This window comes from Allorhizocola rhizosphaerae, from assembly GCF_003426775.1.
In the GTDB taxonomy this organism is placed as follows: domain Bacteria; phylum Actinomycetota; class Actinomycetes; order Mycobacteriales; family Micromonosporaceae; genus Allorhizocola; species Allorhizocola rhizosphaerae.
Genome location: NZ_QJUG01000089.1, coordinates 21,408 through 31,770, shown reverse-complemented (window position 1 = coordinate 31,770; position 10,363 = coordinate 21,408). Strand labels below are relative to the sequence as shown.

Sequence of the window (10,363 nt, the reverse complement as noted above, 5' to 3'; positions counted from 1 at the left end):
CCAATCAGCGCGCAAAAGAGCGGACCAATTCGTGGACCTTCACTTGGAGATCGACCGGTCGGCGGGTGCGGTCGCCGCGCAGGTCGCATCCGGCCTGCGCGAGGCGATCCGCCGGGGACGGCTCGCCGCGGGCACGCGCCTGCCCGCCAGCCGCCAGCTCGCGGCGGACCTCGGCGTCTCCCGCGGGGTCGTGGTCGAAGCCTACGAACAGCTGACCGCCGAGGGGTTCCTGAGCGCGCAGGTGGGCTCCGGCACGATCGTCGCGGCCGACGCGTCGGCGGCGCGGGCCGAGGAAGGCATGCCTGGCGGAGGGGCGCTTGCCGACTATGAGCTTCGGCCCGGTACCCCCGACTTGAAGCTCTTTCCAAGAACCCAATGGCTTTCCCGGTACCGGCAAACGATGCTCACTCTTGCGCACGACCAACTTCGCTATCCCGACCCGGCCGGGGCCCTCGCCGCCCGGCAGGAGCTCGCGGGCTATCTCAACCGGGTGCGCGCCGCGCAGGCCAGCCCCGAAAACCTCGTGGTGACCGGCGGTGTGGCGATGGCGCAGAGCCTGCTCATGCGGGCCCTGGCCAAGCGGGGCCGGGCGGTGGTCGCGGTCGAGGACCCCAGCGGGGTCGAATACCGCATGCTGCTGGAGTCGGCCGGCGCGACCGTCGTCCCCGTGCCGGTGGATGAGCACGGGCTCATCGCCGCGGCGCTGCCCGCCGGGGCCACGGCCGTCATCCTCACGCCCGCGCACCAATATCCGCTGGGATATGTGCTCTCGCCGCAACGCCGGCACGAGTTGCTCGCGTGGTCCGAGCGCACGGGCGGGATCGTGATCGAGGACGACTACGACGCCGAGTTCCGGTTCGACCGCGAGTCGGTCGGGTCGATGCGGGCCCTCGTGCCCGAGCGGGTCGTGCTCACCGGGTCGGTCAGCAAGTCGCTATCGCCCGCGGTGCGGCTGGGCTGGCTGGTCGCGCCGCCCTGGCTGGCGCGCGCCGTGCGCGAGGAGCGCCGCATGCTCGACCTGGGCTCGCCCGTCATCGAACAGCACGTGCTGGCAAGGTTCATCGCCGACGGCGGCTACGACCGCCACCTCAGGCGGGTCCGGCGTATCTATCGCCGCCGCCGCGACGCTATGGTGCAAGCGCTTCCACCATCGTTGAAGCCGCTGGGCATCTCCGCCGGGCTGCACCTGTGCGTGCCGGTCGAGTCCGATGTGGAGCTCGCCGAGCGCGCCTGGGACAGCGGTGTCGGCGTGCTCGCGGTGACGCCCATGCGGGTCGAGCCGGGCCCCGGCGGGCTGGTCCTGTGCTTCGCCCGCGAACCCGAGGCGCGCCTGGTCGAAGCCGTGCGCCTGCTGCGCCGCCTATTAGGATAATGATCATGTCGGGTCCAGTGGAGGTGTTCACGGCCCACCGGGGCCTGATGTTCGGTGTGGCATACCGCATCCCGGGCAGCGCGGCCGACGCCGAAGACGTGGTGCAGGAGGCCTGGCTGCGCTGGTCCAAAGTGGACCACGGCACGGTCGGCGAGGCGCGAGGATTTCTCATCACCACCGTCAGCCGGCTGGCCATCGACCGGCTGCGCCGGCTCAAGGCGCAGCGGGAGACCTATGCCGGGCCGTGGCTGCCGGAGCCGGTCGGCGACGATCTGCTGGAGCGGACCGACAACGCCGACCTGGCCTTCCTCACCTCAATCGGCGCCCCCGGCGGCCCGATCGACCTCACCGTCACCGACATCAACGGAGCCCCGGCCATGCTCGCCTCCACCGACGGGCGCCCCATCACGGTCATATCCTTCGACATCGCCGACGACAACCGGATCGCGGCGGTGTACCTGATCACCAATCCCGAAAAGCTCGAATACGTCTCCTACATCAGCGGAATTTAATCTCACCGCCATGGCGTCTTGCCCTCCGTTGCGGAAGAATCACGTGCCGTGGAACTTCTGATCGGCACGACGCTCGCCGGTCGATACGTGGTGACCAAACCGCTTGCCAGGGGCGGGGTTTCGACGGTCTACAGAGCGACCGACGCACAAGAGGGCCGCACACTGGCAATTAAAGTCGTCGATGATCTCTACGCCGATCTGGTGCAGCACGAGGCGGCCATGACGCGGCTGCTGCGCCACCCGCACGTGCCGAAGATTTTCGATGTCGGCCGGGCCCGCACGCCGCGCGGCGATCAGGTGGGTTACCTCGCGCTGGAGTTGCTCGGCGGGCACAACCTCACCCGCACACTGATCCACGGCCCGCTGCCCTGGCGCCGCGCGCTGCGCGTGGCGGGCACGGCGGCCGACGTGCTCGCCGTGGCGCACCGGCGCGGGGTCGTGCACCGCGATCTGAGCCCGGCCAACGTGATGCTCACCCCGGCCGGGGCCAAGGTCGTCGACTTCGGGCTGGCCGAGGTGATCGGCTGCCAGACGAGACCCGCCGAGGACGTCTACGCCCTCGGCACGCTGTTGCTCGAGATGCTCACCGGCCGCCGCCGGTCCCCGCGCTCGCTGGGCCCCGTGCCGGTGTTGCCCGGCCTGCCCCCGGCCGTGGCCGAGCTGTGCCGGGCATGCCTGGCAAAGAACCCGTCTTCCCGACCCAGTGCCCGCGAGGCGTCCCTGCACATGTGGCGCTTGGTCGGCTAGGCGATGTCCCCACCGTCGATGCCGGGTGACCATTGGCGCGTGGTGCGGATGGCGGCCGCGTGGACCGGCGTCCTTGCCGCCCTCGTCATCACGCTGTTGGCACCGATCCTGATCGCCGTGCTTCACCCCTCGGTCACGTGGATCGACCTTTCCAACGTCGGACAGGCTTACGGCGGAGTGGCAGCGGTGATTTCCGCGCTCGCACTCGGGGGTATAGCCATCTCCATCTTCCTGCAGTGGCGGCAACTCCGCCTGGCACAGACGATCGCGCTGCGGGAGCGCACGTTTGAACTCCTCAAGTTTGCACTGGAGCACCCGGACCTGCTGCCGATGTTGAGCGGTTCCGAACAGCGCGTCAGGCTCTACGCCAACCTCACCATCGGCCACCAGGCGATGTGGTGGGACCTTGGCGCCGCGAGCGAGGAGAGCGTGCGTTTGGAACTGCGTCCCCTCTTTGAGCTGGACGTAGTGCGAAGTTGGTGGGCCGAACGCGGACCATCGTGGTCAGCGGGCCACCCGACGGCTCACCGCAGGCGTTTTCACGAAATCCTTGACGACGAGTGCCGACGGGCCGAGTCTCGCGGGCGAGAGCACAAGGCGCAGCACGGGGAGCCCGATCAGGCCCGCGAGGACAGGCCGACGATCGGGCTGGAGTGAGGTCGAACCCTGCGGCAGCTGCGAGCGCGATCTATCCGGCTCCAGGCTGCTTGGGCTTACACCGACAACTCACCCTGCCGCACGGCACCGCAAAACACACGCCACTCATCGTGAGTGAAGGCGAGTATCGGGCCGTCGGGGCTTCGTGAACTGCGGACGAGAACCTCGTCCGCAGTGATGCTCACCTCGACGCACTCCCCGGCCTCACACGCACCGTGCCAGGTTCGCGTGCTTGCGCTCTCAGTCATGCTTGTAGCGTGCCATGAGGCAACACGGGTGTTACAAGAGTGAATCTGAAAAGCTCTCAGCCATCCAGTTCGCCGCGTTTGATGCGGTCGACCAGGTCGCGGAACGCTTCGATCGAGAGCGTTAGCGTCTCTTGTGGACGGTTCGAGTTACGCAACCCCACGTGATCGTCATAGCTGGCGACTTCGACGCAGTGCGTCGACTCGCCGCACCGCGTGCTCTTGTGCCATGACTTGGTGACTCGACCTGTCATGCGCGCTCCAATGTGTACTTGATCTAGTAGATCGGATCGGGACAACGCCCTGTTGTACACTACGCATCAGACGTGGGGCAAACCTCCAGCTGGGGGTTTGATGATCGCGTGTCAACTTAAGAGGAGCCATGTCCACCCAGGCGAAAGGGCCGACCGTCGCCAGGCGGCGTCTCCGGATCGCCTTGCGAGCCGCCCGCGAGAAGGCCGGGTTAACCCAAGAGCAGGCGGCGGAGTTGCTCGAGTGGTCGCTGTCCAAAGTGATCCGCATCGAGGCAGGAACGGTCGGCATCTCGTCGACCGACCTTCGCGCCACCCTGCAGCTCTACAACGTCACCAACCCCACTGACGTCAACTCGCTGCTCGCCCTCGCCCGCGTGGCCCGGCAGCGTGACTGGCTCGCACCCTACAAGGAGCACTTCCCGGCCGCGTTCACGGCTTACCTTGGGCTGGAGATGCAGGCGAGCGCGCTGTATTTCTGGCAGCCCATGGTGATCCCGGGCATCATGCAGACCGACACCTATGCCTCTGCGGTCATCCGGACCACGGCGCCCGAGGACATGCCCGAGGACCAGTGGCAGATCATCAAGCGGCTGCGCTTCGAACGCCAGCGCAACCTGCTCAACCGGCCGGACGCCCCGCTGATCGATGCCGTGCTCGACGAGTCCGTGTTGCACCGGGTCTTCGGTGATCCCGCGACGATGCGGGAGCAGCTGCTCCACGTCTTGGCGTTGGGCACATCGCCGCGCATCCAACTGCGGATCCTGCCCTTCATCGCCGGAGTGAGCACCGTAAGCGGGCCCTTCATCGTGCTGGAATTCCCGGATCAGTCCGACGCCGACGCGGTCTACCTGGAAAATGCCGTTGCTCCGTCCTATGTGCTCGATCGGGCCGATGGCATCACCCGGCATCGGCAGGTTTTTGAGCGGCTGTGCTCGGCGGCCCTGTCTCCCGCCGACTCGCTTGCCTATATCGCGGACTTCGCCGACCGGTACAACTGATCAGCTATATGGCAATGTTCATATTCGACGGATGCATCTGCGACGGGTGCGGCACCAGCGATTCCATCCGCGCTGTCGGCGTGACGTAGCGGCGCCCGTTGTGCACCTCGGTCATCGACCGGCGGACCTGCCGCTCGACCGCGCCGAACAGCCAGTTGTCGTCGCTGACGAAGATCGGCAACTCGTGGCCGTAGTAGACGGCCCACAGCTCCTGGCGCCGCGGCCGGGTGCGTGCGCTCGCTCCGACGACCATGAACAGGCCGGCCAGCACGACCCCGCCCGCGATCACGCCGGCCGGGTGCATGAACCGGCCCAGCACGAGCAGGCCGAGGGTCACGCCGCCGGCGATGATGGCGGCGTTGCGGGTCAGCGGATCGTGCGCCGACTGGCGGACGTGCAGGTTGTGCAGATTGGCCAGCTCGAAGTGACGGGCGCCCACGCGGAAGCAGGTCTGCGTGATCTGCAGCCCCGGCCGGATGGTCACCACTATCTGTTCTCTGTCACGCTCCATGAACTCTCTCCGCACTTGAAGAAGCGTTTGGAACTCGAAAGCTGGTTGCCGGCACCTAGTGGCACCTAGGTGCCGGCTTCTGGCACATGCCGAGAGCGTGCGCCCCTCAGTGTGACCTAGACAGACGTCATTGTGAAGAAGGCAGTCCGACACCTGTCAGGTTGGCACATTCCTTCAACCCCTCAAAACCGATTTCGTTGCTCTCGGTGACAGAATCTTTTTCCCATTTCATCTGGTACCTGGTTATTCCGCCCTTTGATGGCTTGGCCCACAAGGTCCACCTGGTTAGGGTGGCAGCACTGGCCCGGTCCCCCCGCTGTCTCCCCCGGATAGCACCGGACCAGCGCCAACAGGCCTCGCGCCGGTTGGCCTGAGGAAGGGCTCACCCCTGTGCGACATCGCGGCATCCCTCGGCTGCGCGCTACTCTGCGTAGCCTGATCCCGGCCGGAGCGCTGTGCATCGGCATCCTCGTGAGCACCACAGCCGCACATGCCGAACCGACGGTCGCCGAGCTGGAGCAGCAGATCTCGGAAAAGTCCCACGATCTCGAACTCGTGGTCGAGCAGTACAACAAGCTCAACGAGCAGCTGGCGGCGACCCAGGCCGAAATCACCAATTTGCAGAGTGCACTGCCCACTTTGGAACAGCGGGCGGCGCAGGCCCAGGAACGCGTCGGCGACATCGCCCAAACGGCGTACCAGACCGGCGGCATCAACGGGCTCAGCGCACTGCTCGGCGGCAACGACGGCCGGGCGGCGCTGGAACGCCTCGGCACGCTCAGCCAGCTGGCGCACGCCCAGCAGGAGCAGATCAACGCGGCGCGCGAGACCGCGGCCAAGCACGAGACCGCACGCAAGGCGCTCGAACAGCGGCGGGCCGACGAGCAGGCCCGCGCGCAGCTCCTGGACAACCAGCGCAAGGGCATCGAGGCCGAGCTCGACCAGCTCAACCAGCTCAAGCTGCGGGCGCGCGGCACGACCACCAACCGGACCGGCGCCTATACGGGCAAGATCCCGCAGATCTCGGGCCAGGCCGGCGCCGTGGTCGCGTTCGCCTACAACGCGATCGGCACGCCCTATGTCTGGGCCGCCGACGGGCCGGACGGCTACGACTGCTCGGGCCTGACCAAGGCCGCGTGGGCCGCGGCGGGCGTGAGCCTTGCCCACTACACCGTCACCCAGTGGGAGCAGACGACCCGGATCAGCCGTGCCGATCTCCAGCCCGGTGATCTGGTGTTCTACTCGGGCCTGGGCCACGTCGCGCTGTACGTGGGCGACGGCCAGGTGATCCACGCGCCGACGTTCGGCGAGTCCGTCAAACTGTCCAGTGTGGACATGATGACGCCGTACGGCTACGGCCGCGTCGGCTAGGTGTGCACGGCTCGGCGCGACGGATACCACACTTCGCCGACCGGCTCGCCGGCCATGTTCCAACTCCAGGAAACCGTTGGCGTGATGCGCATGTACAGCCCAGGCCCGATCATGCCCACCCGCTCGACGGGCGGATCGGCGATGCCGTAGACGCGGATGCCCCGCACGATGAACGGGTCAAACGACACCATGTCGTCGACCACCAACGCGACGTTTCGGCTGCCCGCCGCCACGTTGCGCACCTTGCGCGTGCCCAGGAAAGACTCACCCGGCCCGCCGACCCAGAAGTGCGTACCGTCAAATTCGAGCGCGACCGGGACCACATCAGGCTGGCCGTCGGGCGCGACCGTGGCGAGCCGCGCGGTCATCTGCGAGCGCAGATACTCGACCTCTTCCTCGGTAAACGACATGGTTCCACCCTAGAAACAGAATCGCCGCCTCCGATATCGGAGGCGGCGATTCTGCCACGCACGTTGGTCAGTGTTTTTGGGTTCGGCCCGGAGCCCCCGGCTCGGGCTTCGCCGTTGTGGTGTCAGGCCCGCCTGAAGGCCCTGGACTCGCTACGCCGTTGCTGTCAGGCGGCCTGAAGGCCCTCGGCTCGGGCGAGCTCGCGCAGCCGGCCCAGCGCCTGGATCTCCAGCTGGCGGATGCGCTCGCGGGAGAGCGAGAACCGCGAGGCGACCTCGGTGAGCGAGTGCTCCCGCCCGTCCTCGAGACCGTAGCGGGCCCGCATGATGCCGGCCGACCGGTCGTCGAGGTGGTTGAGCAGGCCCTCGATGCGCTGGCGCTCCAGCGCAGACAGCACGATCTCCTCAGGGCTGGGAGTGTCGCTGTCGGCGACCAGATCGCCCAGCTGGGTGTCGCCGTCGTCGCCCACCGGGGTGTCGAGCGAGACGGTGTCCTGCGACCAGCGGATCAGCTCGGTGACCCGCTCCAGCGGGACGCCCAGGGCGACCGCGATCTGCTCGGGCTCCGGCTCGGCGCCCAGCTCACGGGTGAGCTGCCGGGCGACGTTGCGCATGCGGTTGACGTCTTCGACCAGGTGGACGGGCAGACGCACGGTCCGCTCCTGCTGAGCGATGGCCCGGCTGATCGCCTGACGGATCCACCATGTCGCATATGTTGAGAACTTGAAGCCCTTGACATAGTCGAACTTTTCCACCGCCCGGACCAGACCCGTGTTGCCCTCCTGGATCAGATCGAGCATCGGCATGCCCGACCGCACGTAGCGGCGGGCGATCGACACCACGAGGCGCAGGTTTGCCCGGATGAACAGGTCTTTGGCCCGCTCACCCTCGCTCACCAGGTCCTCCAGCTCACGACGGGACACCCCGGCCGGCACCTTCTCCTCCTCGAGCAGGTATTCGGCGTAGAGGCCCGCCTCGATAGCCTTGGCGAGGTCGACCTCATGGGCAGCGTCGAGCAACGGGGTACGAGAGATCTCGTGCAAGTACACGCCGACGAGGTCGCGCTCCTCGGCCACCTGGTCCGTGCGCAGCATGGTCATGTTCTCCACGTTCGGGTCCTCCCCCGTAATCGCCGCAGGGGCCTGCGGTGCTGACATCTGCACAACAGATGACGCTCGGAGATGATTCCGCGTTGCCCCTGAAGGTGTCACGAAGAGCTGTGAACTTCCTGATACCGGATATCTAGAGCATGAGCTGGGCTACAAAATGCCCGTTTTATGACACCAGTCAGGGCGCCATGGGCACAGCGACGCAGGTCACTAATCGCATGTGAGCTGCATCGCCATAGCTTGGCGACGTGGCCGTAAGCGCGCTATGACGCCGTTGTCTTCTTCTTGCCTGAGGTGTTTCTTCCCCGAATAGCCTCGGCTGTAACGTCCAGCGCTCGTTGAGCCTTCCCCCGGGTGCGCGCCGCGAGCGCGACGAAAAGACAGTCCAGAACGGTCAACTGGGCCAACCGGCTGGCCAGCGCGCCTGACCGGTAGGTCGTTTCGCGTGCCGCGGTGGTCACCACAAGATCAGCCACTTCGCTGATCGTGGACCTCGGGAAATTGGTCAGCGCCACGGTGGTCGCCCCGTTTTTGCGGGCGTGCGTCAGGACCTCGATCGTGTCGCGGGACGTGCCGGTGTGCGAGATGCCGAACGCGACATCGCCCGGCCCGAGCAGCGCCGCCGAGGCGATCGCGCCGTGCACGTCCGGCCAGTAGTAGGTCACGCGCCCTAGTCGATGAAGTTTGGCTTGGAAATCCGCGGCCACGAATCCGCTGGCGCCCGCGCCGAACACGTCGATCCGGGACGCCTTCAGCAGGGCGTGCACGATCTGCTCGCAGACCTCGGCGTCGAGCTGCTGAGCGGTGTCCTCCACCGCCCGCGCGTCGTTGAACGCCACCGTCGCGATGATCTGCGACAGGTCGGCCCCCGGCTGGATGGACCCGCCGGCCACCCGGGCATCGACCGGCTCCACCCGCCGCGCCGCCTCCGCCGCCAGCCTGATTCTCAATTGGGGGTATCCGGTCAGGCCGATCGACCGGCAGAAGCGCACGACGCTCGCCTCGGAGGTCTGCGCGGCCGCCGCAAGGTCAGTGATCGTGCGCCGGGCCGCCTCGGCCGGGTCGGCGAGCACGATCCGGGCCACCCGCTGCTCCGCGGGCGAGAGTGCGGGCATCAAGCCATTGATCTGCACGATCAGGCCGGCCGGCTCGTCGACTCCGCCGGCCGGGTCCGCGCTGTCAGCCATCTTCACTGTCCTTGCCACACTTCGAAACTTACCTCGCTCCGCCCAACCCATCGTCATCGCCACACACCGTGTCCGACAGCTGTCGGCGCTTTTATGACCAAATGCACTCCGCCACGCCCGCAGTCTCCCCATAAGTCTCGCATCGACCAACCTGATGGTCGCCTTTGGACGACGATCAGTCATCGCGGGCGCGGTCGAACCCCGCAGGAGCGCATCCGCGCAGTCGGCCAAGGTCCGCTATAAACAACGCCATGGAGGCGGCCAGATTTCTACGGACGATGCCGTTGCACGCGATCACGGAGGTCTATGGGGAGCAGGGGTTACGTGACCGGTTCGAGCTGGAGATCAAGGAACTGCCCGATGCGAGCCAGGGGCGCCTGCGCGAGGCGCTGGCCCTGGCCGCGCACCTCCATCGTGCGCAGCGGCGGGTCCGCGAGCCGTACCTCAATCATCTGCTGCGGGTGATGCTGCGCATCCTCATCTATTACAAGGTGACCGACGACGAGGTGTTGATCGCCGCGCTGCTGCACGACGCGGTCGAGGACCAGCCGTGGGGCCTGACCGGCCGGCCCGAGACCGGCCCGGCGCCCACCGAGGAGGCGCTGACCGTGCTGTCGGAGCGGTTCGGGCCGCGGGTGGCCCGGCTGGTGGGCGCGGTCACCAACCCCGACTGGGACCCGCATCGCGATCGCAACGAGCAATACCGGGCGCACGTCGAGGAGGCGCTCGAATACGAGCCGTGGGCCCGGGTCATCAAGATTTCCGACTTCACCGACAACGGCGTGGGCGTGATCCACACCACGGGCCCGAAGGTGGTCAAGGCCGCCACGAAGTACGCCCCGCTGGTGCCCGTGTTTCGCGAGCTGGTGTCCAGATCGGACACTCCGCTGGCCGACGACGTGAAGCGGCACATCTTCGAGCAGCTCGACCTGGCCGACACGCGGTTCAAGGCGATCCTGGGCGAAGGCTAGCGGCCCCCGGCCAGGCGTCGGC

Annotated in this window: 12 protein-coding genes and 1 pseudogene; 7 read left to right on the top strand and 6 right to left on the bottom strand. The window is 67.3% G+C overall.

The annotated features are described in order from the left end of the window. The 4 genes and pseudogenes from pdxR to DM816_RS20290 all read left to right on the top strand — a co-directional run. Positions 1–1,372: MocR-like pyridoxine biosynthesis transcription factor PdxR (pdxR, locus tag DM816_RS20305; protein WP_246002067.1), on the top strand; the 1,372-nt coding region annotated here is incomplete at its 5' end. Beyond that, positions 1,372–1,671: pseudogene (locus DM816_RS44600) on the top strand (sigma factor); the annotation flags it as partial. The gene pdxR and the pseudogene DM816_RS44600, both read left to right, overlap by 1 nt. 261 nt (positions 1,672–1,932) lie before the next feature. After that, a complete protein-coding gene (locus DM816_RS20295; RefSeq protein WP_162907650.1) occupies positions 1,933–2,631 on the top strand; it encodes a serine/threonine-protein kinase in 699 nt (232 codons plus the stop codon). A 48-nt stretch (positions 2,632–2,679) separates the two neighbouring features. Beyond that, positions 2,680–3,288, top strand: a complete 609-nt coding sequence (locus tag DM816_RS20290) for a DUF6082 family protein (RefSeq protein ID WP_117211904.1) — start codon at positions 2,680–2,682, stop codon at positions 3,286–3,288. Positions 3,289–3,344: 56 nt separating this feature from the next. On the opposite strand, the gene DM816_RS20285 is transcribed toward DM816_RS20290, so the two are convergent. Both DM816_RS20285 and DM816_RS20280 read right to left on the bottom strand, forming a co-directional pair. After that, complete coding sequence (locus DM816_RS20285; RefSeq protein WP_117211903.1) at positions 3,345–3,536, bottom strand: DUF397 domain-containing protein; 192 nt, start codon at positions 3,534–3,536, stop codon at positions 3,345–3,347. Positions 3,537–3,592: 56 nt separating this feature from the next. Next, positions 3,593–3,787, bottom strand: a complete 195-nt coding sequence (locus DM816_RS20280; RefSeq protein ID WP_117211902.1) for a DUF397 domain-containing protein — start codon at positions 3,785–3,787, stop codon at positions 3,593–3,595. A 128-nt stretch (positions 3,788–3,915) separates the two neighbouring features. Here DM816_RS20280 and DM816_RS20275 point away from each other — a divergent pair, with 128 nt between their 5' ends. Then, complete coding sequence (locus tag DM816_RS20275; protein WP_117211901.1) at positions 3,916–4,785, top strand: helix-turn-helix domain-containing protein; 870 nt, start codon at positions 3,916–3,918, stop codon at positions 4,783–4,785. 4 nt (positions 4,786–4,789) lie between these two features. Here DM816_RS20275 and DM816_RS20270 read toward each other — a convergent pair whose 3' ends face one another. Beyond that, complete coding sequence (locus DM816_RS20270) at positions 4,790–5,296, bottom strand: DUF6232 family protein (protein WP_162907648.1); 507 nt, start codon at positions 5,294–5,296, stop codon at positions 4,790–4,792. A gap of 390 nt (positions 5,297–5,686) precedes the next feature. Here DM816_RS20270 and DM816_RS20265 point away from each other — a divergent pair, with 390 nt between their 5' ends. Next, positions 5,687–6,667, top strand: coding sequence for a C40 family peptidase (locus DM816_RS20265; RefSeq protein WP_117211899.1), 981 nt, complete (start codon positions 5,687–5,689; stop codon positions 6,665–6,667). Here the strand turns inward: DM816_RS20265 and DM816_RS20260 are convergent. From DM816_RS20260 to DM816_RS20250, 3 genes are all read right to left on the bottom strand, one after another. Beyond that, positions 6,664–7,077, bottom strand: a complete 414-nt coding sequence (locus DM816_RS20260; RefSeq protein WP_117211898.1) for a PPOX class F420-dependent oxidoreductase — start codon at positions 7,075–7,077, stop codon at positions 6,664–6,666. The two genes, DM816_RS20265 and DM816_RS20260, sit on opposite strands and share 4 nt — an antisense overlap. 164 nt (positions 7,078–7,241) lie before the next feature. Then, complete coding sequence (locus tag DM816_RS20255) at positions 7,242–8,174, bottom strand: sigma-70 family RNA polymerase sigma factor (protein WP_117211897.1); 933 nt, start codon at positions 8,172–8,174, stop codon at positions 7,242–7,244. Positions 8,175–8,446: 272 nt separating this feature from the next. Further along, complete coding sequence (locus DM816_RS20250) at positions 8,447–9,370, bottom strand: MurR/RpiR family transcriptional regulator (protein WP_117211910.1); 924 nt, start codon at positions 9,368–9,370, stop codon at positions 8,447–8,449. 251 nt (positions 9,371–9,621) lie between these two features. On the opposite strand from DM816_RS20250, the gene DM816_RS20245 reads away from it, so the two are divergent. Continuing rightward, positions 9,622–10,341: an HD domain-containing protein gene (locus DM816_RS20245; RefSeq protein WP_117211896.1), complete on the top strand. Its 720-nt coding sequence runs from the start codon at positions 9,622–9,624 to the stop codon at positions 10,339–10,341. The last annotated feature ends 22 nt before the right edge of the window (positions 10,342–10,363 follow it).

Bases quoted from the DNA above. Each gene is read 5' to 3' on its own strand.
- DM816_RS20275 (WP_117211901.1), top strand. From the start codon at position 3,916: ATGTCCACCCAGGCGAAAGGGCCGACCGTCGCCAGGCGGCGTCTCCGG.
- DM816_RS20260 (WP_117211898.1), bottom strand. From the start codon at position 7,077: ATGTCGTTTACCGAGGAAGAGGTCGAGTATCTGCGCTCGCAGATGACC.
- DM816_RS20280 (WP_117211902.1), bottom strand. From the start codon at position 3,787: ATGACAGGTCGAGTCACCAAGTCATGGCACAAGAGCACGCGGTGCGGC.
- DM816_RS20255 (WP_117211897.1), bottom strand. From the start codon at position 8,174: ATGACCATGCTGCGCACGGACCAGGTGGCCGAGGAGCGCGACCTCGTC.
- DM816_RS20270 (WP_162907648.1), bottom strand. From the start codon at position 5,296: ATGGAGCGTGACAGAGAACAGATAGTGGTGACCATCCGGCCGGGGCTG.
- DM816_RS20245 (WP_117211896.1), top strand. From the start codon at position 9,622: ATGGAGGCGGCCAGATTTCTACGGACGATGCCGTTGCACGCGATCACG.
- DM816_RS20290 (WP_117211904.1), top strand. From the start codon at position 2,680: ATGGCGGCCGCGTGGACCGGCGTCCTTGCCGCCCTCGTCATCACGCTG.
- DM816_RS20250 (WP_117211910.1), bottom strand. From the start codon at position 9,370: ATGGCTGACAGCGCGGACCCGGCCGGCGGAGTCGACGAGCCGGCCGGC.
- DM816_RS20285 (WP_117211903.1), bottom strand. From the start codon at position 3,536: ATGACTGAGAGCGCAAGCACGCGAACCTGGCACGGTGCGTGTGAGGCC.